Consider the following 23771-nt stretch of genomic DNA (forward strand, 5'->3'; position numbering starts at 1 on the left):
GCGAGCTATTCTTCCGTCGCACGGGAATTGGTCAACGAGAGGGCTCCGACCGCGGCAATCAACCCGACAACCACCGCCAGCACCCCGTAGGTGATTCGTTCACCGTGGAAGAACGACTCGACGAGTTCGTTGCTCCAAATGCCGGTTGGCAGTTGGGTTGTCACCAGAGCCGCGATCAGTGTTCCGAAGACGGCGGTGCCGACACTAGTACCGACTTCTTGCGCGGTGTCGTTGAGGGCGGTGCCGATTGACGTGCGATTGGCCGGCATGGCGGCGACCAGCGCGACGGCGCAGATCGTCATGACGGTGCGCAGGCCGATGGTCATCACGACCATCGATATCGCGATCGGGAGATATCCGTGTCCGACGCCCCAAGCGAGGCCGCCGAGCGAACCAGCCAAGCAAAGCGCACCGATGAGGCAGGCGATGCGATGGCCAAACCGCGCTGCGAGCCATTCCGATAGCGGCGAGGCCGCAAGCATCGTCACGATGATGGGCAGATTGGCCAGACCCGCTTTGACCGGGCTCCAACCGTAGGCGTACTGGAAGTGCAGGATGAGCCCGAACATCACGCTCGCCATCGCGATCGCCGTACCGATCTGGGCGATGGCCGCGCCCCGGACGGTGCCGTTGGAGAACAACCGAATGTCGAGCATCGGTGCTGCACTTCGGCGCTCATGCCAAACGAACGCGATACCCGCGGCGATGGCGCCGACAATCGCGGCAAGGGTCGCCGCCGACAACCAGCCGTGCTCGACTCCACTGGTCAACGACCAGCACGCGAGCCCGATCGTAATGATGCTGAGCACGGCGCCGGGTATATCGAGCGCATCTTTGGTCAATCCGTCCGGGCTGTCGGGGGCGACGCCGCGCCACACGCCGATCCCGGCGATCAGCGCGATCGGTGCGTTGACCACGAGCAGCCACTCCCACCGGAAATGCGCGAGCGCCGTGCCGCCGAGTAGCGGACCGAGGACGAACCCCGCCATACCGACGACGATCATGATGGTCATCGCGCGCATCCGTAGCTTTTCGTCGTCGAATAGCCGGAAGACCAGCGAATTGGTGATCGGGGCCATCGCGGCAGCGGCGATGCCGAGTGCGGCGCGCAACGCGATGAGTTCGCCGGTGCTGTCGACGAAGAGGACCAACAGACTCAGTGCGCCGAACGCACCTAGACCTACTAGGAGAACTCGACGTCGGCCGAATCTGTCGGCGACCGATCCAGCGGTGAGCAACAGGCCGCCGAATGTCAGCGAGTAGATACCGGTAACCCACTGCAGGTCGGTGGTTCCGCCCCCGAGGTCACGGCCAATCGTCGGCAAGGCGATCGACAACAGGGTGTTATCGACCATCTCGACGAAGAACGCCAGGCATAGGGCGGCGAGCGGAATCCACGCCGCGGCGAGCGACGTATAGGTACGTGGTGGTGCCGGCGATGCGGCGCGAGTGATGGTCATAGCGGTCTCCTAGCGAGTTGTCGAACTTGAGACCGAGGCTAGGAAGACGGGCTTTCATCAGTCTGTCGTGTGCTGTCGGGGTCTGTCATCGACCTGCGATCCCCGCCATTTGCCGACAGTTTCGGGCCGACTCAGCACAGGGCGGTAGACGGTGCCGCGCGCCACCTCAAGAAGTTCTCGCCCGACTTTCGTGACGTTTCGGCAGCCTCGTCCATCATCTCCATACGCTTGCGCCGCTGTCGCGAAGTTGCTGCCGCTCGCCGCGAGCGCGATGAACAGCGGTATGAGCACCAGTCGAAGTAGACGCGTCAGATTCATCCAGTTTCCCCATTTGGTGTCGGTCGCGTCGGGTCATTCCTGGCGACTCGACGATACGTTAACGTATTTAAGACACAAGCACATTGAATACACGCTGCACCGTGTCGTTTCCGCGCACTTCCCGCTGGGACGCGGCGGTTCGGAGGCAGGGGGCGAGCGGAGAGCCGCGATCAGGGATAAGGTGAGTAGTGCCACTCCACCCAGGTGAACAGGAAGAACACCAAATGATGCGGCATGATGCACGCGAAGCGCGCACCAGAAGTTGAGTTTGTCGCTCTCCGACCAAGTAGGGTTAATTCAGTCGGGGACACGCTCTCATGGGTCGTGCACGAGAGTGCCAATCCACATCCAGTATATTAGCGCACTGAAAGCGAAGGACATCGGAGGGAAATATGGCCAGAATGGATCCGCCGGTCGGCGACCTGGCCGTTCGTCGAAAGGCTAATACGAGGCAGCGTCTGTTGGACGCCGCGCTGGCGGTATTCGCCGAACGCGGCTTCGGGCAGGCCACCGTCCAGCAAGTCTGCGCCGCAGCAGATTTCACCCGCGGAGCGTTCTACTCGAACTTCTCCTCGCTCGACGAGTTGTATCTCGAGGTATGGCGCCGTGAGTCGGACCGCATAATCGAACGGCTCAAGGCTGCCGGCGACCGAGTGGTCGCCAACGCGAAACTCTCGCTCGATGACGCCATTGCGCAGATCGATGCCGGGCTATCCCAAGATATGGACTGGTTTCGGGTTTCCACCGAGTTCACCGTCCTCGCGACGAGGCGACCCGAACTCTGGCATGTGAGAGATCTCAGCGAGCGGGCGATCATGTCAGCGTTGCAAACAGTCGTGGACGGAATAGTTACTCGCCTGGGGCGGCAGCCGAATGACCTAGATGAACTGTGCAGCGCGGTGTGGGCAGTACACGACGGCACGCTCGTTCAGTGCGTTACAAAATCCGACCCCGCGACCGCACGGCATCGCCGAGCGAAATTGCTTGCCACGGTGGTCACCAGCTATACCACCGTGACGAGCTGAGTCGAGTTCTCACTCGGTGATCGGATGGGCGACCTTGGCGAGGGTGCGTGCTCCCGACCGAACTCGCCAGGACTGAGCGTGAAATTGCGCGGTGGAGCGGACGGCCTTGTCCATCAGGAAATGCCAATCCATTTGTGCCGCTTGTCGAGTGACCGTGAGAATCCCGTAACCGTGGGAGTCGGTGTCCACCCACCGGGTGTTCGGATTGGCTATCTGAATCGCGGTTGCCTCAGCGCCGAACATGCGTTCGGGAGTCTTCAGGCTGTCATCAAAATTGGGCGAAGTGATCGACGGCACGACGAATTCGACGGCGGCAGAAACTGATTGGGACTTCGTGGAAGGCGAGATTGCCCGAGTAAGTGAATTGATCGGCCAGTTTCAAGAGCAGCTGATAGATCCGTTGCAGTTGGCCGACCGAGTGACCGAGGAGGCGCTGACTGCACTCGGCTGGCGACCGGCTCATCCCCGGTCACCGCGGAACAGCTACTGAAGGTCGTGTTGGGAGCGAGTTCGCTTGGCGAAGACGGTGGCCGCCGCGATGAGGAGAACGGCGAGCAACAGCGGAACTAGGAAGGCGCTGCGCAGCCCGACTGCGGTCGACACCGCTCCGACGACAGCACCACCCACCAGCGTGCCCGCGTAGTTGAACAAATTGAGACGCGCGATGACGGAGTCGAGTTCCTTACCGACCGTCCGCTGACCGAGTTCGCTGAAACACAGCGGCGCGATGAGCGGAAGTCCGATACCCGCGATGAGGAAGCCGATGATCGCCAGCGCGGGCGTCGGGGCCGCGACGACGATCGCCAGACCCACCGCCCCGATCAGCGCGGCATAACGGCACACCGTCCGCGCGCCGAATCGGCGTACCCAGGTGTCGCCGGCCAGCCGGCCGGCCAGCGACGCCGCTTGGTAAGCGGCGAGGGCCAGTGCCGCGGTCGACGTCGTGGCATGCAGATCTTCACTCAGTAGCAGTGCCGACCAATTGCCCACCGCGATATCGATCGCGAATGCCATCGCGAGCACGATTCCGAATATCAGCAGGATGCGGGTCGAGACGGATGTCGTTTCGGTCCGGTCGGCGGCTCCGTCCCCGCTCGAGGTCGCGGACAGGAGAGCCCGTCCGGCGAGTTGACCGCAGATGGCTACCACCGCAGTCGCGATAAGGAAGACCGTTGTGAAATTGAGGCCGATCCCCTCCGCAGCGGAGACGAACAGCGCGCCCGTGATGGCACCAGCACTCCAAGACGCATAGAACGACGACAAAATGAATGTGCCGTATCCGTGTTGAATAAGGACGCCTTGGGTGTTGGTCCCCGCGTCTACCGCACCGAGACCCACACCGTAAATGGCGAGGGCGATCATCAGCACAGTGACGTCGGGTGCGGCGGCGACACCGATTCCCGCCACGGCGACGACACCCAGTCCGATTCGCAGCGCGGTCTTACTCGATCGATGTACCGCGATGCGTTCGGCGAGAAGACTGCCGGCACCGGCCAGAATCGACATAGCTGCGACCGCGACAACCAGCGTGGTGTCGGTGAGGCCGAATTGTTCCTTCGCGGTTGGCAATTCGGTCAGAACCACTGCCAGGAAGAACCCCTGCAGACCGAATGCCAGCGAGTTCGCCCGCCGTGCCCGACCTACCTCACTCGCGGATGTCAGGCGCATCGGTTTCGGCGATCAGCAAGGTAGACAGTGCCGCCATCGACTCGCGCATCCCGTTGCGGAGACCCGGTCGCTGAATCCTCTCGATGAGCCGCCCGATCGGGCCGAGTCCCGGCCGATAGGTGACGGAGTAGGTCATATAGGTCGCGGGCTGATCGTCGGCGAAGTGAATCGGCCGGAATTCAAAGATATTGGTCACGTCATGCATCGGCTCATAGCCGGTCGCCGTGTCGACGCGCCGTCTCATCGGAACGATCTCCTTGACCGTCCAGATCGACCGGGTGGTCAACGGTCCGACGGTGGAGTTCCGCTCGCTGTAGGTTTCGCCGACGGTAGCCGTGCCGTGATGGTCGGTGACTTCGACGACCGACGCAACCCATTCGGCGTAGCGGTTGGTCGCCGAAACGACCTGCCACACACGTTCCAGCGGAGCGTCGACGACAGCGCTTTCGGTCACCGTGATGGTGCTGTTCATATCCGAGGTGGCCCTTCGATTAGTGGTTGCCGACTAGTTGTCGCCGACGATGTCTTTGGCGACCTGTTCGCCCGACCGCACAGCGCCATCCATGAATCCGTTCCAATACGGCGAGAGTTCGGCACCGGCCCAATGCACGCGGCCGAACCTTTTGCCATGCCATCCGCCGTAGGCAGTGGTGACGCCGGGCGCGGCAACTGACGTCGGGCCGCCGAGGGTCCACTGCTCGCTGGTCCAGTCCTGTTCGAAGTAGGTCGTCGGACGTAATGCCCGCGTTCCCAGTGCCGAGGCGAATGACCGCAGCACAGCGCCTCGACGCTCGCGGGCCGGACGTGCCGACCAGGTATGCCAGTTCGGTCCGCCCAGGAATCCCATCAGGATGCCAGGACTGCCCGACGGTGGGGTGTTGTCGAACATCGAGCAGATCGCCGAGCCGTTGCGGAACGTCGCGCTGCCGTTGAGTCCGTCCTCGCGCCAGAACGGTTCGGGATAGATTGCTTCGCATTTCATCAGCGCGCCGAATGGCAGTCGTTGGAGAACACCCTGCTGCTGAACGGGAAGCCCTGGTTCCCAATCGATTCGCGAGGCGAGCACGGGAGGTACCGCGACGACTACGGCGTCAGCGCTCACCGTGTCCGTGCCCGAGCCGACGATCACCCGGCCGGTTTGCTGCCTGACACTGTCCACCGGTGTGGATAGCCGAACCCGGTCGCCGAGCCGGGCGGCCAGCCGGAGCGAAAGTTCTTGTGAGCCACCGACGAACCGCGATTCCTGCGCACCCCGGGCGACACCGATCCCGCGTTCGAGCGTCCCAGGGTGCGTTTCGTTGCCGAAGGTCGCTATGTACCAGAGAGCGAATAGTAGTGACGAGTCGCGGGCCGCGCCGCCGAATGCCGATCCCAGGAATATGTTGATCAGGTCGACGGCGCCCGAGCCCGGTGTGGAGGAGCGGAGCCAGGATTCCAGGGTCATACTGTCCCACTTGCCGGCACGGGATGCCGTCCACGGCGCATGCACCGGGACCTGCGCCGACATGCGGTTGAGTCGTGTGGTCGCGATACCGATGGCCGGTAGCGCGCCGAGATCCGGCGGAATATCGCCGCGATACCGTCGTGACCTGCCGTTCCGCACATAGACGCTCTCACCGACCGTGTTCGCGAGGAAGGTCTCGACGCCCAGTTCGCCGGCGAGCCGCAGGATCCGATCCTGGGTCGGGCCGATGAATTGGCCGCCGGCCTCCACCACCTGACCGTCGTCGAGGTGATGGTTCAACGTCCGGCCGCCGACCCGGTCTCGGGCCTCCAATACGACGGCGTCGACGCCCTCCTGTACCAATCGCCAGGCTGCGGTCAACCCTGCTAACCCGGCACCGATCACGATGACGTCGTGGTCACTCATCGACATTCCCCTCCAAGAATTCCCGCATATACGCGCGCAGTGCTGATGTGATCTCGCGCAGTAGTGCCGGATCACCTTCCGGATCAGCTCGAAACGCTTCTTGCATAACGCCATCCGCCATGAGTTGCGCGGTGCGGCAAGCGACCAGCAGTCGCTCGCTGTCGGCAACGGGCACCTGCGCGAGCAGAACTTCCTTGAGCGTGACCGCCATGCGCTCGTTGTGCTGGCGGTCGGCGGCACGGGCTGTCTCGGTAAGGTGCCGGCTGAACCACAGCGCCCGATAGCCGGGCTCGGTGCGGTAAACATCGGCGAACGCATCGATCAGCACCTTGGCCGGGTCATCCCACTGCTCCCGGTACGCGGCGGTAACCATTTCGGCCATCGTCGCTTCGAAACGTTGGAGATAGGCCGCGGCGAGCGCTTCGATAATCGCCGTGCGATCGGGAAGGTACTGATACAGCGATCCCACGGCGACCCCGGCCGCAGCGGCGACTCTGGTTGTGGTCAACGAATCTGGACCCTGGTCGGCAAGCAATACATCGGCGGCTTCCAAGACACGTGCGAGCAGTTTGCGGCTGCGCGCCTGTTGGGGTACCCGGCGCAGAGCGTCGTCGGGTACCGCTAGTTCGATTGGCATCTCACCTCTAAATATGAATGAAAGTTTGATTCAGGTTAATATAACCGCATGACGGAGCTCACATATCCGACGGACCTAGACGAACTTGTCACGGTATGTCACCGGCTGGCGGAATCCGGCCTGGTCATCGGTACCGCCGGCAATGTCAGCCGTCGGATCGGAGACCACGTACTCATCACTGCGACCGGCGCGGTTCTCGCGGATATCAGCACCGCGGACATCACCGTCGTGGATCTAGATGGCCGCGTTCTCGAAGGGACACTCGCCCCGACGTCCGAGCTTGAACTCCACCTGGGTGTGTACCGGCGATTCGACGCACGGGCGGTCGTCCACACCCACGCCCCGCGCTCGACCGCGGTTGCCTGCGCCGTCGAGAAACTCCCGGTCATCCACTACCAGCAGCTGTTACTGGGTGGTGCGACGCCGGTTGTGCCATTCGCGGCATTCGGCACCCAGGAACTGGCGGATGGCGTGGTCGAGGCGCTGACCGGTCGCCAAGCCGCGCTACTGGCTGGACATGGCGCAGTCACCATCGGGCAAACACTGCACCAGGCGGTCGAGAACTCATTGCTCCTCGAGTGGGCATGCGGCGTGTTCATCGACAGCGCCGCGTTGGGCGGCGCGTGGGTGTTGACCACCGATGAGCAGGCAGCGGTGATCGAAGCCGCCACCCGGCGGAGTTACGGAACGACCAAGACGATTGAGCAGGAGCAATAGATGAAGGTTGTGTGCGCGGGTGTCCATGTGCTCGATGTGCTGGTCCGACCGGTTGATGGGATACCCGCCGGACAGAACACCGCTTTGGTCGAACAGATGCATATCACCGCTGCGGGTACCGCCGCCGGCACCGCATTGACGCTGGCGAAGCTCGGTGCGCAGGTGTGGTCTGCCGGTGCCATTGGCGACGATCCGGCCGGCGACCTGCTTGTCAGCCTGCTCGATCGCGCGGGTATCCACACGTCGACGGTCATCCGCAAACCCGGTTTATCGACCTCGATGTCAGTACTCCCAATCCGCCCCAACGGTGAACGTCCGAGTCTGCATCTGCTCGGCGCGAATTACACCTTCGCCCCGGCCGATATCGATTGGGATGTCGTCGGCGCCGCCGAACATCTCCACCTGGGCGGCCCGGAACTACTGGGCCCGCAGACGTCTGTCGACATACTCGACCGGGCCAAATCCCTCGGCCTCACGACGTCGGTCGATTTGATCGCGCCGGGGGAATTGGGATCACTCGACGCTATCGCCGCGGCTTTGCCATTCATCGATTACTTGCTGCCCAACGACGAGCAGGTCATCGGATTCACCGGACAGTCGGACTTGCACGACGGCGCTCGAGTGCTGCTGGAAGCGGGCGCGGGTACCGTCATCGCCACGCGGGGCGCCGACGGCGCGCTGATCGCGGGTGCCGAGTTCGTCGAGAACATCCCCGCATTCGACATCGATGTGGTGGACACATCCGGTTGTGGCGATGCCTTCTCGGCCGGGTTTCTCTTCGGGCTCAGCCTGGGCCGTGACCTGCGGGGCGCCGCTCTGCTTGGTTCGGCGGCGGCAGCACAGGTTGCCCAGGGATTGGGCAGCGACCACGGCGACTTCGACCTCGAATCGCTCGACGCATTCGCCGTGGCTACCCAGCGATCAGCGTAGGCCGTGCCGGCGGGCGACGACCATGGTGACGGCGCCCACCGGCAGTAACCGTTTAAGTAGGAATACCAGCGGTGCCCGCGAACCGACCGCGTAGAACTCTCGTGGCCGTTTGCTCTCGACCGCATCGACGATGACTCGTGCGACTCGCTCCGAACTGATACCTGCTTGTTCGTTGGCGTCGAGGTGTTCGATCATCGTCTCGAAAGCGGTTCGATGCACCGAGTCGTCGGCGATGTATTTGGTGCGTCGAGTTCCGATCCCGGTCGCGATCGAGCCCGGTTCCACGGTGGATATCGAGACGCCGAACGGAAGCAGCTCGCGACGGGCCGCCGATGCAAAGCCGCGTAGCGCGGCCTTGGCCGAGGAATACGAACTGCGGTAGGCCAGTGGGAAACTCCCGAGCATGGAACCCACCATGATCACTCGTCCATACCCGCGGGCACGCATCGCCGGGATGACTAATTGGCTCAGCTGAACCGCACCGAAGACATTGGTTTGAAATAGCCGGTCAATGGCGTCGAGCGGTAGCTCTTCGAATGGTCCGGACTGCGACTCCCCCGCATTGTTGACGACGACGTCGACCTCTCCGGCCGCGGCGGCGCAAGCGATGATCGATGCCCGGTCGGCCAGGTCCAGTTGGAGGTATTCCACTCCGGTGTCTCGTTGAGTGATCGCCTCGGGATCGCGGCTCGTACCGAGCACCCGATAGCCGCGGGCCACCAGTTCTCGTGCGACGTCCCGCCCGATACCCGACGTCGCTCCGGTCACCAGCGCGGTCCGGCTCATCTCGCGCTCCCGATCGCGGTGGCCGCGGCGCGACCGGCCGTCATCCCGGAGAAGATGCACCCGCCAAGGAAGGTGCCTTCCAAAGCGTTATACCCGTGGACGCCGCCGCCACCGAACCCGGTCACTTCGCCGGCGGCGTAGAACCCCGGAATCGGTTTGTCGTCGTGCGGTGTCAGCACCCGTGCCGACAGGTCGGTCTTCAGCCCTCCCAATGTCTTTCGGGAAAGGATGTTAAGCCGGACCGCGATGAGCGGTCCGTGCGCGGGGTCCAGGAGGCGATGCGGCTTAGCGACACGAGTTACCTTGTCGCCGAAGTATTTTCGGGCATTTGCGATGGCGTGCAACTGAGCGTCCTTTCCAAAAGGGTTGTCGAGTTGTGAATCGCGGGCTTCGATCTCGGCTCGCAGGGCATCGTGGTCGATGGTGCCGCCCCGGCCGATTCGGTTCATTCCGTCGACCAGCTCGCGTAAATCGTTGGCCACCACGAAGTCCGCCCCGTGTTTCTTGAAGGCCTCCACGGGGCCCGGGGCGCCCTTCGCGCCGACCCTCGCGAGTGTCTGTTTGAGGTCTTTGCCGGTGATATCGGGATTCTGTTCCGAACCCGACAGCGCGAACTCCTTCTCAATGATGCTCTGCGTCAACACAAACCATGAGTAGTCGTATCCGGTGGAGAGAATCGCCCGCATCGAGGCGTTGGTGTCGAATCCGGGGAAATTGGGCGTCGGCAGCCGCTTGCCATTGGCATCTAGCCATAGCGACGACGGTCCGGGGATTATCCGGATCGCGTGCCGCGGCCAGATCGGGTCCCAGTTGTGAATGCCTTCGGTGTAGGCCCACACTCGGTCGCGGTTGATGATGTGGGCACCGGCCTGTTCGCTGATCGCCAACATACGACCATCGACGTGGGCGGGCACACCGGCGATAATGTGCTCGGGGAACGGTCCGAGTCGATCGGTCGGCCAGTACTGGCGCATGAGATCGAAGTTGTGGCCGATTCCGCCGGATGTGACGATAACCGCAGCGCCGCGAATCTCGAACTCTTCCAATACTTCTCGGTTCGACGCCACACCTCGCGCCTCGGGCGAGGGAGCCAGCACCTGGCCCCGGACGCCGACGACGGTGCCGTCTTCGGTGATCAGTTCATCGACTCGATGGCGGAACAACAGCCGCGCCAGACCGATTGCTTCGGCTCGCTCGACGGGTCGTCGGAATACCCGCACCACCTCCGGCCCGGTACCCCAGGTGAGGTGGAACCGGGGAACCGAGTTCCCGTGGCCGGACGCGAGTCCGCCGCCCCGTTCGGCCCAACCGACGACCGGAGTGACCCGCAGACCGAGGTCATGCAGATACCGCCGCTTCTGGTGGGTCGCGAATTCCACATATGCACGCGCCCACCGACGCGGCCATTCGTCGTCGGTCCGGTCGAACCCTGCCGAATTGAGCCAGTCGTCGTAGGCGAGGTCGAACGAGTCCTTGATGCCCAGCCGCCGTTGCTCTGGCGAGTCGACGAAGAAGAGGCCACCTAGCGACCAAAAGGCTTGTCCGCCTAGGTTATTGCGATTCTCCTGCTCGACGATGGCTACCCGTCGGCCGGCTTTGGTCAGCTCGTACGCGGCGACGAGGCCGGCAAGACCCGCGCCGACGATGACCGCATCGAATTCTTCCGATCCCATTTCATAAACGTATCACTTGTTCGTTTATGAGGTGAGTTATCGTGGGATTTCTCAGTGACCCAACCGGAGGACCCATGGCCAAGGGAGCGCCCACCCGAGCCCGCACCGTCGCGCGGATCCTCGACGCCGCCGAGGAACTGTTCGGAGACAACGGGTTTCACGCCACTTCGATCGAGGATATTTGTCGGCACGCCGGCGTCTCGCGTAGTGCGCTGTATGCCAATTTCCCCGGCAAGGACGAGGTCTTCCTCGGGTTGTTCGATCGACATGCGGCCGCAATGGTCACCTCGATCGAGCGCGCGACCGAGGACGTAAGCTCTTTTCCGGAAATGGTCGGCGCCATCCTCGGAGTGCTCTCCGAAGTGAGTGTCGATGAGCGACGGTGGGCGTTGCTCTCCACTGAGTTTTCGGTATACGCCGCTCGTAACACCGCGGCGGCGGCAATGCTCAACGACCGGGACCGGACATTGCGTTCACAGTTCCGAAACATCCTGGGGCGCATCGGATCAGAGCCGTCTGACGAGGGCGTGGCACTGTTCGTGCGCGGGGCCGTCGCGCTGTACGAAGGCGCCATGTTGCAGTCCGCCGTCGAGGGCGCCGACGACCTGCCGGTGTTGCTGTTGTCCCAATATGCTCGGTTCGCCGCGGACCGACTGTTCGCCTCCGACGGCGGGGTCATCGAAGTATCTCGATGAGCGCGTCGATGACGACTTGCTGGTCTCGCGGGAGCTCACGCAACATCGTCGCCAGTCGGTAGAAGTCGGCGCGATGGCGAAGCCGCGCGTAGGCGAGCCGGTCTTGCTGTGACAGATTCGCGTGCCGTTGGTGGAAGGCACTCGTGAAGTAGGCGATGTCCACCTCGAATGCGTCCGCGAGCGCCGCGACTACCTGAAGACTCGGCCGTGGCGTGACCCCGCTCTGAATCTGCCGCAGGTGTGTTTCACCGACCGCGTGGATGCCCCGGCAGCGAGTGCGGTCAGCGATCACTTTGGCGGGATTTTCTTTGGCGGCGTCGCGCTGAGTCCTCGAGAAATCAGGGGAGTCGAAGAGTGTCATCAGTACCTCGGACAACTCTGGGTGGGATGAGCGCATGTGGCGGCCCCTTCCGCTTGTGACCGCCGCGTTCGCCGGTCGACGTGAACAGCAACCGACAATACAGCATCGAGTACAGAAACGTATCGAGTGCACCTCCGTATCCAGAGGATTTCGATTACTACGTCAGCCGAGACTCGCGATCGGACAAGTACTTGGGAGTGAGGAGCGGGCGCGGTCGATATCAGTCGAAGAGGGAGCGATGGTCGCGCGCCCAGTCTCGATAGCTTCGAGCGGGTCTGCCAAGTACGGACTCGACGGTGGCCGTCAACTCGACGCCGGGCTCCATCGCGAACTCAAATGAGCGCAATAGCGAATCGACCGCCGCGGCCGGTACGCCGGCATCGGTCATCCGAGTGCGGACATCGGCGGCCGGTAAGTCGCGAACGGTCAGGTCGACGTCGAGCAGTTCCGCTAGGACTTGCAACTGCTGACGAGGCGAGACATGTTGGGGCCCAGTCAAATTCAGCGTGCCTGAGGGGAGATCACCGCTAGTGAGAAGTGCGGCGGCCACGTCGGCGACGTCACGTTCGTCAACGGGTGCGGTGGGCGCGTCGAGATAGGGTCCCTCGGCGACTCGACCGGTTCTGATCGTCGGTGCCCACCAATGCGCGGTGTTCAATGCGAACGGCACCGGTCGCAGAATGTAGCGGCGGCCCGCGAAGTCGACGGTCCCGTCTTCTAACGCGCGGTGATAGGCGCCGGTCGGACTGAGCGGGTCAGCTGCTGATGCGGTGGATAACTGGACAAGCCGCTCGACACCCGTGGTGCGCGCCGCTGCCATGAGATCGGCCAGACGGGCGACCGGTGCATCGCCGAGCACTGGCGCCACGATGAGAATGGAGCGACAGCCGGATATCAACTGATCAGCGGGCGCTGTGGAATCCACGACTTCAACGTCGTCGGAAAACCCGGCGTCGGAGGGCGTTCTACTGGTTGCGCGAACGGCAGTGCCCGCCTCACGCAATTGATCGACAACACGTCGGCCCACTACCCCGGTCGCACCGGTAATCAAGATCATGTAGCCATCCTGCCGGAGCCCACTTACCTCCCAGGTAATTGCCGCCGCGCGTAGAGCCGGGCAAAGTTGACCGACATGAGCCGACCTATGATTCTGGTCTCTCCGGCGATGGCCGTGCCGTCACGCGTCTACGGAACATTTTCCTCGGAGCTGACCGCGGCTGGGTTCGATGTGCGCGTCGTCGGACGACGAGGTTTCGAGCCGGGCGACGCGCCGGCGTCGGCGTCGAATGACTGGAGTTACCACGACGAGGCGGCGGACATCGCCGATGCGGTTGCCCAGATCGATGCCGAGTCACCGGAGCGGCGTCCGATCCTGCTCTTCGGCCACAGTCTCGGCGGACAACTGGCGGCGGTGTTGCTATCTGATCCAACGTCGAAGGCCGCCGACCGGATCGACGGGCTCGTTACCGTTGCCGCATCGATTCCGCATATCGCGCACTATCCCCCGGGCTATCTCGCCGGCGATATCGCCAGGGACGTGCTACGCCGGACCGACGTCGAAGGTTATTGGCCCGCACCGGGTTTCGGCGCGCCGGGCGCCAAGACGCTAATGCGGGAGTGGGCGACGATGGTATTGAGCGGCGCGTTACCAGGCGACCATGCGGCCCGCCCGATTGAGATCCCGACGCTCGCCATTCGGCTACACGACGACATGTTCGTCAGCGACTCCGCGGCCGGTGCTTTCGAAGCGCTCGTGGCTCCGAGTTACCTGTCCAGCTGGACCTACGGGCCGGCTGACTGTCCGCCTAATGGCTCGCTCGATCACATCCGCTGGGTGAAATCCCCGGCCCCGGTCGTCGCTCACATCACGGATTGGTGGTGCGCGCCCGGCCCCGGATGCGCGGAGACCGAATCGTAGGTGACGGCCTCGCCGCACTCCGAACACGTGGCTTCGATTGTCGTGCGATTACCGCAGTCGTCGTGCGTGATCTCGATGGGAGGGCCGTCCTCCGCTGTCCACTTGTCGCCCCATTGGCGAAGAGCGTTGATGACAATCCAGAGCTCTCGGCCCTTGTCGGTGAGCTGGTAGTCATAGCGAACCGGGCTGCTCTGGTACGGCTCACGGACCAGCACACCGTGTTCGACGAGGGTGTCGAGGCGTTGGCTGAGGACATTGCGGGCGATGCCCAGCCGCCGCGAGAAGTCGTCGAATCGGGTCACGCCGAACAGTGCGTCTCGGACGATCAGCAGGGTCCACCATTCACCGACGATCTCGAGACTTTGCGCGACCGAACAGTTCATCTCGGAGAAACTGGCGCGGCGCATAGGCTACAGCGTAGTGGGTTGCATGAAGCAACTCAATCTGATTTGCTGAGTTTCATCAAACAACTCACTGGGTTGTATTTGTTGGACAACCTGGAGGGTTGATGACCGAGCTGGCTACCGATGTGCACGCCCGACGTTCTGGCCTGATTCTTGCCGTTCTCTCCCTGGCGGCGTTCATGGCGAGTCTGGACGTTTTCATCGTAAACGTCGCCTTCGACGGCATCGGCATTGACTTTCACGGCGTCCCGCTGTCGAAGCTGTCGTGGGTACTCAACGCCTACACGATCATTTACGCGGCACTGCTCGTTCCGGCCGGGCGTATCGTCGATCGTTATGGCCGAAAGGCCGGCTTTCTCATCGGATTAACCATCTTCACCGTGGCGAGTGCGGCGTGTGCGGCGGCCCAGGGAATCTGGTGGCTCGTGGCATTCCGGGCGATCCAGGCCGTCGGAGCGGCCATCCTCACTCCGGCAAGTCTCGGACTCGTCGTCGCGGCGATGCCAGCGGCAACCCGTGCGCGGTCGGTTCGGATCTGGGCAGCGGTCGGCGCGTCAGCGGCAGCGCTGGGACCGGCCGTTGGCGGCTTGCTGGTCGAGGCTTCGTGGCGCTGGGTGTTTCTGGTCAATATTCCAGTCGGTGCCCTCGCGATTGCCGCCGGAATACTCTTACTGCCGCGTTCGCGCAATGAAGAGGCCGACGAGCTGCCAGACCTCCTCGGCGCGGCGCTACTGGCGATAGCGATAGGATCGCTGACCCTGGGCCTAGTTGAGGGGCCGACCTGGGGTTGGGGTGACCAACGTATCGTCTTCGCCTGGATCGTGACCGTGGCCGGGCTGGTGGGATTCGTGATCAGTTCGGCTCGGCATCGCGAACCGGTCATCGACCCGGCGTTGTTACGGGTACGAGCTTTCTCCTTTGCCAACATCACCGCATTGCTCTTCTCGATACCGTTCGCCGGCGCACTCCTGGCGAATATCCTTTGGATGCAACAGGTATGGGGGTATTCGGCGATCAAGACCGGCTTCGCGGTCTCGCCGGGACCCTTGCTGGTGCCGGTATTCGCAGCAGTTGGGCATCGACTCGCCGCCCGGCTCCCTATCGGGGTGGTCGTCTCGGCCGGCTGTGCGCTATTCGGCCTCGGTGGTGTGCTCATCTCATTGTCGATGTCGGAAACTCCGGCCTACGCGACCGCCGTGCTTCCGGGCTGGCTGATCGGCGGGGCCGGTGTCGGTCTGGCGTTGCCCGCCATCCTGTCGTCGGCGACCGCGGATCTGCCTGCGGCACAGTCGGCTACCGGTAGTGCCGTAGTCAATATGAGTCGTCAGATCGGCATGGCACTCGGAGTCAGCATCCTGGTCGCGGTGCTGGGCAGCCCGGTCGGATACGACGCCGCACACCTGGTGTTCCAGCACGCGTGGTGGGTATTGGCAGTAGTCGCGGCCGCCGGGGCGGTCACGGCCCTCGGAATGTCCCCGAAACAGCCTGTGCCGCAAACCTTGTGAGCGTCGTGGGCCGACTGCCGCGCTGCTGTTGAAACCTCCTCGCTAGGAAGGTTTTCTACGTCCGATCGTCGTCGATGGTGTGCTCGTACTCGGCTCGTGAGTCCGAATCCTTCACGGCGGCAACCTGATTGGGGACGGTGCGGCGCAATACCTCATCGCGCAGGCGTTGCGGCAGAATGCCGGTAACCGCCACCAACGGCCCGACCGATGACGGTACCCACACCTGAAAACGGCGTCGTCCGATGGTGTCGATCACAGCATCGGCGATATCGGAGGGCGCCAGACGTCGAACCGATCCGGCGGATGTGCCGACAGCCAGTTCGGTTTCCACGACAGTCGGCATCACCACCGAAAGGGTTACGCCACTACCGCGCAGCTCTTCCCGCACTCCGGTGAGATAGCCCAGGACGCCGTGTTTGGAAGCGGCATAAGTGGATTCGCCGGGAGGTGCCAGCCGAGACGCGGCCGATGCGATGGTGATGATCTGGCCGCGGCCGCGCGCTCGCATCGCCGGGGCGGCCAGTCGAACACCTCTGATTACTCCGAGGAGATTGACGGCGATCACCTTCTCCGCGGCCTTCGCGGGCTCGGCGTCGAATGGTCCGACCCACATGACACCCGCGTTGTTGATCAGAATGTCGATCGGTCCGAGGTCGGCAGTGACGGAGGCTAGAAACGCTTCGAACGATTGCTCGTCGGTCACGTCCAACGGGTATTGCCGAACCGCGTCGACTGCCGCCAGTGGGCTCGTCGACGCTTCCACCCCGACATCTCCGATGGCGACTCGCGCACCGCGGTCAGCCAATTCCGTCGCGATTGCCTGGCCGATACCGCGCGCTCCACCGGTGACAGCGACCACCGCGCCGGCGATATGTCGTGACCGTTTGCTTCGTCGAATTCGCACGGTGTCTATGGTCCGCGCCGAATCGAGGAGGACGCAAACCGGGCTCCGCGTTTCATTCCTTAATGACAATGGTTATCATTAATGGATGACCGCGCCCACGCTTCCTGTAACCGTCCTGTCCGGCTTCCTCGGTGCCGGGAAGACGACCATGCTCAATCACATCCTCGCCAACCGGGAAGGGCTGAAGATCGCCGTCATTGTCAACGACATGAGTGAGGTCAACATCGACGCCGCGCTTGTCGATCTCGGCGGGTTTGACCGAACCGAGGAAAAGCTCGTCGAACTGACCAACGGATGTATCTGCTGCACCTTGCGCGAGGACTTGCATGAGGCCGTCGGAAGCATTGCGGCACAGACTGATTCGTCGGGCAACCAACGTTTCGACTACCTAGTCATCGAATCGACCGGCATATCGGAACCGATGCCGGTAGCAGCGACCTTCGACTGGGAATTCGATGACGGCACGCGGCGGCTCGGCGACGTCGCGCGCCTGGACACCATGGTCACACTCGTGGACTGCTCGACGTTCCTGTCGGAGGTCGTGCGTGGCGATGGGCTCGCTGAGCGCGACCTCGCGGCCGGCGAAGGTGATCAACGTTCGATCTCCGATCTCCTCGTCGACCAGGTTGAGTTCGCCGACGTGGTGGTGCTCACCAAGACCGACCTTGTCTCCGACTCGGTACGCGGGGCCGTCGAGGCGATGGTGCGGCGGCTCAATCCGCGGGCGCGTCTTGTCGCCGCCGTCCAGGGCGACATTCGAGTCGCGGAGGTCGTCGGCACCGGGCGGTTCGACCACGATGCCGCGGCGTCGATCGCGGGCTGGGACGACGAGGTACTCGGCAACGGACATATTCCAGAGACCGAGGAGTACTCGATCTCGTCGCTCACCTATCGCAGCAATCGGCCGTTCCACGCCCAGCGGCTCAGTGACTCGCTGGCCGAACTCGGATCTATCTTGCGAAGCAAGGGCTTCTGCTGGATCGCGAGTCGCCCGGAGTACGCGGCGGTGTGGTCGCAGGCGGGGCCAAACCTAACCATCGAGCCCGCTGCCTACTGGTCACAACTATCCGGTGAACCGACGCAGGAGTTGGTCTTCATCGGTGCGCGACTCGATCACGATCGGGTGCGAACCTTGCTCGACGCCGCGACCCTGACCGACAGCGAGTTCGCGGCCGGCCCGGCGCTGTGGACGACGTTCGCCGATCCGTTGCCGGGCTGGTCGGTTCCGCATCCCCATTGATCGGGGGGTGGGTTGCGTTTGTCGCCCTGGTTTCGGGACGCGCCAGCTACGTCGCCGCGACCCCACTACCTTCACAGTCAAGAATCTTAACGGGGTCGCTTCAGAAACCCGCAAAGCAGTCGCCGTATATAACGCGGGTTACGAATTGCCAGCACATTTTGGCGGTCAGCTTTGCACTCAACTCGCCGTCTAGCCCCTTTTGGAGCCCTCACACAGACTCGGTGGCAACTCGAGACCCCACGTGGGGCCAAATAGCAATTGTTCTTTGTGGGACTCGAAATCTCAAGCTCCTCAATGCAGCTCTGGAATAGGGCCGCGAATATCCACGCAATAGTCCCGGGGGCTCAGAAATAGCGCGTCATTTGTGAAATTGGCACAGAACGAGCTAGCTGCACTTGCCAGACGAGAGTTCGGACGCGAACACGCACTGCCAGGGCCGGCATCGCTCCAGTGGCGGGTCGTTCTTTCAAACACTCAGGTCTCCAGAATCAACTTCTCTCGCCAGTTCCGGAAATCTTAGTCCAGTTAGAGATATTGACCAGAATGTTCGGTACTTCCGAATTTGCGCGAGAGATCATTTTCGAAACGTGCGAACATAATAAATGTCTAAGATCTGCGGAGTCAGGCAACGGCACGGCACACATCAGGTGTATCTTTACGTACCATGCCTTGCAAACTATGAGAGGATCGATAATGTTCGATGCTGCCGGCATTTCCTTGCACCCGTTGCGGTGGCAATGGACTGCGACCAAGTACTCAATGCACGGCTTAATTAGCGCTGCGTGGCTCTTCATCGCAGCAGTCATTGCCGCTAGCCTTTGGTACGTAAGCCCCTACTCGTTACCCGGTGATCTCGCAGTATGGGCAGTTTGGTTACCAGTACAGCTCGCCATCCTCGTTGTCCAAGTGTCATGCCTTACACTCCAGATTACTTACACGACCATGCTCGCCACGAGTGTTCCCGTCGTCAATTCGGAAGGCCAGCGCCTTCGCTGGCGCCAGCAGATTGCCGAAATCTTAGCAACGCGCGACTGCCACCTTCTGGTCGTTGCATACCTAGGGATGTGCGCCGGGGCATATCTATTGGGCCATGCCCCGAACATGGCGCTCCTGGTAGGCGCTCTAATACCTCTGACTGCCTCGTTGGCGGCATTTCGAGGATTGTTGGACAGCGTTCGCTCCGCTGAACCCGCTGCTGGTCGACCGGCCCTCGACGACCCCGCCGTCGGTAGCGCGTACCTCTTGCCGCCGAGCAGTTTCATCAGACGTTACGGTCGATTCTGGTACGACCCCGCCCAGCTCCAGACGGTCGCGACGGCGCGGGCGTACGCCTCTTTAGTTTCACAGCAACGTTTCAACATCATTTTTGTCAATGCTTCGGCCATGACCCTGATCTCGCTGCTAACTCTGATCCCATTGGACAGTAGCGGCCCGCTCCTTGTGCTCCGCCCCGCACTTCTAATCAGTACCTGCGCCGTTCTGCCCGTTGCTGCGGACCGCCTTGCAAGACTCCGAGAGCTGGGAGACCTCTACATCGACCGCATAGCGGAAATGGAAGATGGCCTCTAGAATGTGACATTCTGTCAATACGGCGCGACGGGACGCGGACAAAAATAGGCTCGAGACATCGTAGCCGAGCTTTATCGTGTACGAAGTGGCCAGTTCGCGGCACCGTCAAGTTTGCCAGCCGAAGTAGTTTATGAAGATCAAGAGTAGCTTGCCGCGTGATGTGCGCTCGCGCCGGTAGTATCCCTCTACCGGAGTGTCGTCAGTGCATTTAATTGGCGCTGTGTTGAAAGGATGTTGCTGGATGGCTTCAGCTGGACTTGCGATTCCAATCATCGCATCAACGTTTGTAGTTCTGACGACACTGCTCGCGATCAGTAAATGGCTTACCCAGCGTTGGCAGGGCACCGTCGGCGCCCGTCGGAGGCAGAGTTACATTCTGAACCAGCTGGTTTGCGGTGCGACAGCACAATCAGTCAACGCGCTCCTCGGAGAGCCAAAGTTCATCCGGAAGATTGACAATCGTTTCGAACGTACCTTCCGCCTTGACGGTGCGTGGGTTACCGTCGAATTCGAGGAAAACCCAGAAAATGGCGCGCCCGTCGTAGCCTTCTCGATCACGGTCACCGATCGTCGTCACTGGTTTGATACCGGCATATTGACTGGGGGATTTCTCGACATCCGACTTGGGGAGGACACAGCCATCGGTTGCCCAGAATCACAGAGCGAGTGGCTCTGGTTTGGAGCGAGTCGCGGTCCCGGGTATCTGCGCCACCACTACTTCGGCAACCCGGGCGGCTATCAAAACTATTGGCTATCACATAATGATGCTGGGTGCGGCGATTTCGCGTCGTACAGTGTTGGATTTAAGACCGGTCAGTATTCGACCCATGACAACAAACCGAGCGTTCCGCCGAACTATCAAGATATAGTCACCGCGGTGACAGTCAACACACTGACTGTGCTGGGTCCCATGCGTGCCCCTAACGTGGAAGAACAGTTCTTTCAGCGCGATATGCTCGGCGTCGAGCGGACGGTGGTCCGCCTCGATCGATCCAGTCGTCCCTCCAAGCGCCAAATCAGCTCTCGTCTCGGGTTGCACCCGGTTGTGCGATTCCTGCCGATCAAGAACACAGGTAGATAGCCAGACAAAGTCGACTATGTGACGAGCAGTTGGCCTGGCTGATCAACTTCGACAAACCAGAGACGAGATCGCGTGGCGGCGAGCAATGGAAGTAGGAGTCTCGAGACTTGCTCGATTGCAGCGCACTCGTCGGAGTCTTCGGGCCGCTGAGCTTGTTGATTGAAAACGGTGGCCATAACCGCGCCATCCCACTCGAATTGAATATTGGAATATGGCCGTAATCGTGGTCAAAGTAGTCGATCGGCATGGGCGAGATTACTGCGACCGACGTCTCACAACACCCTAAAAACCTGCTTGTACAGCCATCTCGCGCCGAAGATCTATAGCTTTGATCCTGTTCAGCTCGTTCTCCATGAGTGGAAGCTCTCCATTATCGGCGCTGCGCCGATTCTCTCCAAAGACCATCCATCCTCCAGAGGAACGCGCAAATCTTGAGAGTTTTCACATGTTGACCATAGGTAGGGTGGGGCCGTCGATGCCGAGACACGAGCTGAAATTCCATTGCTAGGCGCGCCCGAGATGAAGCGGCAGCGGGTTGACTGTCTCAGCGTGATCGCGGGCATGACGATAATGGGATTCGAGTTCGACAATGAGTGATTGAACGCCGCATCTTGGCGGCTGAACAAGTTCGCGAAGGACACCCCAAGTGTACCGAGATTCCGACTTTGCCTCGCGACCGCGACGATTGGGTCCCCGCGCGTCCCACGTACCGCGTCAAGTCAGCGGGCGTCTGCCCGGAACGGAATGCGGGCAGCTTCGACTGCTATCCCTGACGTCGACCGCGATCCCGCAATTTGTTGTCGTCGCGGATGCGGCGGAGTAGCGCCACGCGCCGAGTGTGCCGACGATAGATCCCAACGAGGGTGATCGTCCCAAGGATCGAGTACAGCGCGAGCCCCAGGATCAGGGCGAGTATGAAGTACATGAGTGTTTCGGAAAGTGGCCGGTAGACGATGAACGTGATGAGCGAACTAGCACTGGTAACGAGCGCCACGATTGTCACGATCGCGAAAGGCCGCTGCGACCGGGACTCGTCTGGGTCAGGCAGTCGGACGAGTTCGCCATAGTCCTCCCTCCCGAGGAGTTCTCCGAGGTTACGCATCACGACGAAAGCACCAACGCCTATCGTGATGCCCCCTGCTACCCCAGCAACGAGTATTCCATCGAGGTTCACCAGCTCGCGACGTGTGACCAGGCAACTGACAAGAAATGCCGCCGAGGTGAGCAGTGCCGCGCAGAGGTCCCACTGATGCAGCAGTCGCTTCGTGATCGGCACGCTATCCGGCGACGTCATCTTGGTCGTCCGGGGGTAGGGCCTGGGTTCCAGCCGGAAGCGGGGCCACGGCAGCACGCTGCAGCTCGGCGATTCCGGCTGCGGGTTCCGGCCCCTGAGAATTAAACCGTGCGAGCGCGCGCCCGGGCGCCCGTTTGAGCTTTCGCCACTTAGACTCCTGGCCCGCACCGTCGATGCCCGTGATCGTCGCGCGACCGTAGTTGCGCATCACATGGTCAAGAGCCTGCCGGTAGAGATCTGAGTCGTCATCGACAGCGTCGCCCTCGGCCTTGCCCGCAAGCCTCAAGTACTCAAGTTTCGTGCCCTCAATGAAGCTCTCGATCAGGTCGTCGTCGCCGTAATGCGGATTGGGGCGTTCGAGAGTGAAGTCGAAGCTCTCGATCTGCTGGAAGTTCTTACGCCACTCGCCGTAATCAATCTCGGACGAGAGTTCGGCGACCTTCCACTCGAAGACCAGTCCCGGGGCTGAGTTCATCAACTTGGCGAACACCTTCAGGAAAGTTCGTTCAGCGACCTGACCGGTTAGCACCTGGTAGCTCAGTCGACCCGTCTGCGCCAGGAAGAAGGGAATGGCAACGCCGGCCGAAGCTTCGCCCTCAACGAAGTCTCCGATGCTCGGATCGAAGTCGAGCGTATTAATCTCGCCCTCCCGGACGAAGCCGATTCGGCCGAAGTAGCCGGCGTTAGTGGTATCGAGGATCGTCGAGAGGAACCAGTCACGGTTGTAGTGTGAGACCGAGAGAGGGGCGCTCCACGTCGAACGGACTGCATCTTCTACTGTCGCGGGTGCATGGAGGCCGTAGGTCTCGACCTGGGCGACTCCCAGCGTGTGGGCGTATGCGCGTGCAGTCGGGTTGTTTTCGGCCGCGCCGAAGGCATCGTCGTTCACGCAGGAGGCCTGCCATCGTTGCGCTTCATTGTACGAATGCTACGGCGGACCGCTGCGAACGCTAGCACTTTCGAGCAGTCGGCCAGAACGCTGCACCACACGTCGGAAAAGAGCGCAGAAGTGGCACCTCCCGGCATGCCAGAGAACTGTGTTGATCTCGAACAAGTCGGATAAACTCCGTGACCAGCGAAATTTCAAGCTCGAAATTGCGTTAGTACCCGTGCTCGCCTTGATAGCGAGCGCGGCGCTAACGGAAGGGCTTGAGCGGGGCCGATAACAAACCAGCCCAGGGTCGGGTTATCCCGCGTCGACCTGACAGCTACCCAAAGGCCGCAAATATGCAGCCTGACCTCCATGTACCGATTTCGAGCGAACCGCTCACTGTGGGCGAAGGGGGACTTGAACCCCCACGTCCCGAAGGACACTGGCACCTGAAGCCAGCGCGTCTGCCATTCCGCCACTCGCCCGTGGCCACCGACAGTCGGTGGGTGTCCGTGAAGGACTCGAAGACGTTAGCACGACGCGCCGGCAAAACATAAATCGCGCAGGGTGCCGCAAGCACGCGCACGACGACCCTGTCACCGACCTTCGGTATCATCGAACAACGATCCACGGTTGTATTGACACGCCGCAAAATTTTGAGCACGGAAGGGAGGTCTCGCGATGGGTATCCTGCAACGCTTTGAGCGCAAGCTCGAGGGCGCCGTCGACGGTGGCTTCGCTCGTGTGTTCGGCGGCAAAGTCGCACCTCAGGAGATCGAGCAGGCTCTGTGTCGGGCCGCCGAAGAGTCATTGGAAGACCTCGGCGACGGCGCTGTGCTAGCCGC

At 62.0% G+C, this 23771-nt stretch carries 25 protein-coding genes and 1 tRNA gene; 10 read left to right on the forward strand and 16 right to left on the reverse strand.

The features are described from left to right. Window positions 1-5 precede the first annotated feature (5 nt). Window positions 6-1460 (reverse strand): MFS transporter, encoded by a 1455-nt coding sequence (locus tag GOEFS_RS21280; protein WP_007320023.1) that lies wholly within the window; start codon window positions 1458-1460, stop codon window positions 6-8. Between the two features lie 57 nt (window positions 1461-1517). Next, window positions 1518-1778, reverse strand: coding sequence for a hypothetical protein (locus GOEFS_RS23545; protein WP_040525871.1), 261 nt, complete (start codon window positions 1776-1778; stop codon window positions 1518-1520). A gap of 392 nt (window positions 1779-2170) precedes the next feature. Between GOEFS_RS23545 and GOEFS_RS21290 the strand changes: the two genes are divergently transcribed. Next, window positions 2171-2803 carry a TetR/AcrR family transcriptional regulator gene (locus GOEFS_RS21290; RefSeq protein WP_007320024.1) on the forward strand — a complete coding sequence of 211 codons (633 nt, stop codon included), beginning with the start codon at window positions 2171-2173 and terminating at the stop codon, window positions 2801-2803. Window positions 2804-2812: 9 nt separating this feature from the next. Here the strand turns inward: GOEFS_RS21290 and GOEFS_RS21295 are convergent, their stop codons facing one another. Beyond that, a complete protein-coding gene (locus GOEFS_RS21295) occupies window positions 2813-3100 on the reverse strand; it encodes a hypothetical protein (protein WP_007320025.1) in 288 nt (95 codons plus the stop codon). On the opposite strand from GOEFS_RS21295, the gene GOEFS_RS21300 reads away from it, so the two are divergent. After that, window positions 3087-3293 (forward strand): hypothetical protein, encoded by a 207-nt coding sequence (locus GOEFS_RS21300; RefSeq protein ID WP_138918102.1) that lies wholly within the window; start codon window positions 3087-3089, stop codon window positions 3291-3293. The genes GOEFS_RS21295 and GOEFS_RS21300 overlap by 14 nt on opposite strands. Here the strand turns inward: GOEFS_RS21300 and GOEFS_RS21305 are convergent. Genes GOEFS_RS21305 through GOEFS_RS21320 form a run of 4 tightly spaced genes read right to left on the reverse strand, consistent with a single transcriptional unit; the run spans window position 3287 to window position 6978 of the window. Next, window positions 3287-4471 carry an MFS transporter gene (locus tag GOEFS_RS21305; RefSeq protein ID WP_007320026.1) on the reverse strand — a complete coding sequence of 395 codons (1185 nt, stop codon included), beginning with the start codon at window positions 4469-4471 and terminating at the stop codon, window positions 3287-3289. The two genes, GOEFS_RS21300 and GOEFS_RS21305, sit on opposite strands and share 7 nt — an antisense overlap. Then, the gene (locus GOEFS_RS21310; protein WP_007320027.1) at window positions 4449-4943 is read right to left on the reverse strand and encodes an SRPBCC family protein; all 495 of its coding nucleotides are present in this window, start codon (window positions 4941-4943) and stop codon (window positions 4449-4451) included. The genes GOEFS_RS21305 and GOEFS_RS21310 overlap by 23 nt, the downstream gene beginning before the upstream one ends. A gap of 33 nt (window positions 4944-4976) precedes the next feature. Beyond that, window positions 4977-6341, reverse strand: a complete 1365-nt coding sequence (locus GOEFS_RS21315; RefSeq protein WP_007320028.1) for a flavin monoamine oxidase family protein — start codon at window positions 6339-6341, stop codon at window positions 4977-4979. Next, window positions 6334-6978 carry a TetR/AcrR family transcriptional regulator gene (locus GOEFS_RS21320; RefSeq protein ID WP_007320029.1) on the reverse strand — a complete coding sequence of 215 codons (645 nt, stop codon included), beginning with the start codon at window positions 6976-6978 and terminating at the stop codon, window positions 6334-6336. Before GOEFS_RS21320 ends, GOEFS_RS21315 begins: the two co-directional genes overlap by 8 nt. Before the next feature lie 48 nt (window positions 6979-7026). On the opposite strand from GOEFS_RS21320, the gene GOEFS_RS21325 reads away from it, so the two are divergent. After that, window positions 7027-7695, forward strand: a complete 669-nt coding sequence (locus GOEFS_RS21325; protein ID WP_007320030.1) for a class II aldolase/adducin family protein — start codon at window positions 7027-7029, stop codon at window positions 7693-7695. Beyond that, on the forward strand, window positions 7696-8625 hold the full coding sequence (locus GOEFS_RS21330; protein ID WP_007320031.1) for a carbohydrate kinase family protein: 930 nt from the start codon (window positions 7696-7698) through the stop codon (window positions 8623-8625). Here the strand turns inward: GOEFS_RS21330 and GOEFS_RS21335 are convergent. Both GOEFS_RS21335 and GOEFS_RS21340 read right to left on the reverse strand, forming a co-directional pair. Then, the gene (locus GOEFS_RS21335; RefSeq protein WP_007320032.1) at window positions 8617-9411 is read right to left on the reverse strand and encodes an SDR family oxidoreductase; all 795 of its coding nucleotides are present in this window, start codon (window positions 9409-9411) and stop codon (window positions 8617-8619) included. The genes GOEFS_RS21330 and GOEFS_RS21335 overlap by 9 nt on opposite strands. Beyond that, entirely contained in the window at window positions 9408-11084 is a 1677-nt protein-coding gene (locus GOEFS_RS21340) for an FAD-binding dehydrogenase (RefSeq protein ID WP_007320033.1), read from the reverse strand. The genes GOEFS_RS21335 and GOEFS_RS21340 overlap by 4 nt, the downstream gene beginning before the upstream one ends. Window positions 11085-11158: 74 nt before the next feature. Here GOEFS_RS21340 and GOEFS_RS21345 point away from each other — a divergent pair, with 74 nt between their 5' ends. Then, window positions 11159-11779 (forward strand): TetR/AcrR family transcriptional regulator, encoded by a 621-nt coding sequence (locus tag GOEFS_RS21345; protein WP_007320034.1) that lies wholly within the window; start codon window positions 11159-11161, stop codon window positions 11777-11779. Here GOEFS_RS21345 and GOEFS_RS21350 read toward each other — a convergent pair. Continuing rightward, window positions 11760-12176, reverse strand: a complete 417-nt coding sequence (locus GOEFS_RS21350; RefSeq protein WP_007320035.1) for a hypothetical protein — start codon at window positions 12174-12176, stop codon at window positions 11760-11762. The two genes, GOEFS_RS21345 and GOEFS_RS21350, sit on opposite strands and share 20 nt — an antisense overlap. Before the next feature lie 184 nt (window positions 12177-12360). Further along, the gene (locus tag GOEFS_RS21355; RefSeq protein ID WP_007320036.1) at window positions 12361-13197 is read right to left on the reverse strand and encodes an NAD(P)H-binding protein; all 837 of its coding nucleotides are present in this window, start codon (window positions 13195-13197) and stop codon (window positions 12361-12363) included. 75 nt (window positions 13198-13272) lie between these two features. On the opposite strand from GOEFS_RS21355, the gene GOEFS_RS21360 reads away from it, so the two are divergent. Further along, entirely contained in the window at window positions 13273-14058 is a 786-nt protein-coding gene (locus GOEFS_RS21360; protein ID WP_040525880.1) for an alpha/beta fold hydrolase, read from the forward strand. On the opposite strand, the gene GOEFS_RS21365 is transcribed toward GOEFS_RS21360, so the two are convergent. After that, a complete protein-coding gene (locus GOEFS_RS21365; RefSeq protein ID WP_007320038.1) occupies window positions 14001-14465 on the reverse strand; it encodes a winged helix-turn-helix transcriptional regulator in 465 nt (154 codons plus the stop codon). The genes GOEFS_RS21360 and GOEFS_RS21365 overlap by 58 nt on opposite strands. 101 nt (window positions 14466-14566) lie before the next feature. Here GOEFS_RS21365 and GOEFS_RS21370 point away from each other — a divergent pair, with 101 nt between their 5' ends. Then, window positions 14567-15967, forward strand: a complete 1401-nt coding sequence (locus tag GOEFS_RS21370) for an MFS transporter (protein ID WP_007320039.1) — start codon at window positions 14567-14569, stop codon at window positions 15965-15967. Between the two features lie 55 nt (window positions 15968-16022). Here GOEFS_RS21370 and GOEFS_RS21375 read toward each other — a convergent pair whose 3' ends face one another. Further along, a complete protein-coding gene (locus tag GOEFS_RS21375) occupies window positions 16023-16871 on the reverse strand; it encodes an SDR family oxidoreductase (RefSeq protein WP_050950005.1) in 849 nt (282 codons plus the stop codon). Between the two features lie 85 nt (window positions 16872-16956). Between GOEFS_RS21375 and GOEFS_RS21380 the strand changes: the two genes are divergently transcribed. Together GOEFS_RS21380 and GOEFS_RS21390 are read left to right on the forward strand one after the other, a co-directional pair. After that, complete coding sequence (locus tag GOEFS_RS21380; protein WP_007320041.1) at window positions 16957-18111, forward strand: GTP-binding protein; 1155 nt, start codon at window positions 16957-16959, stop codon at window positions 18109-18111. Window positions 18112-19921: 1810 nt separating this feature from the next. Then, window positions 19922-20761: an ETEC_3214 domain-containing protein gene (locus GOEFS_RS21390; protein WP_007320043.1), complete on the forward strand. Its 840-nt coding sequence runs from the start codon at window positions 19922-19924 to the stop codon at window positions 20759-20761. 763 nt (window positions 20762-21524) lie between these two features. On the opposite strand, the gene GOEFS_RS21400 is transcribed toward GOEFS_RS21390, so the two are convergent. The 3 genes from GOEFS_RS21400 to GOEFS_RS21410 all read right to left on the reverse strand — a co-directional run bounded on the left by GOEFS_RS21400 (window position 21525) and on the right by GOEFS_RS21410 (window position 23411). Then, window positions 21525-22055, reverse strand: coding sequence for a hypothetical protein (locus GOEFS_RS21400; RefSeq protein WP_040525885.1), 531 nt, complete (start codon window positions 22053-22055; stop codon window positions 21525-21527). Beyond that, window positions 22039-22944, reverse strand: coding sequence for a DUF4747 family protein (locus tag GOEFS_RS21405; RefSeq protein WP_007320045.1), 906 nt, complete (start codon window positions 22942-22944; stop codon window positions 22039-22041). Before GOEFS_RS21405 ends, GOEFS_RS21400 begins: the two co-directional genes overlap by 17 nt. Window positions 22945-23328: 384 nt before the next feature. Further along, window positions 23329-23411 (reverse strand) — tRNA-Leu (locus tag GOEFS_RS21410). A 196-nt stretch (window positions 23412-23607) separates the two neighbouring features. Here GOEFS_RS21410 and GOEFS_RS22990 point away from each other — a divergent pair. Beyond that, the coding region (locus GOEFS_RS22990) for an FhaA domain-containing protein (protein ID WP_007320046.1) at window positions 23608-23771 on the forward strand (164 nt) is incomplete at its 3' end.

Source organism: Gordonia effusa NBRC 100432 (assembly GCF_000241305.1).
GTDB lineage: Bacteria > Actinomycetota > Actinomycetes > Mycobacteriales > Mycobacteriaceae > Gordonia > Gordonia effusa.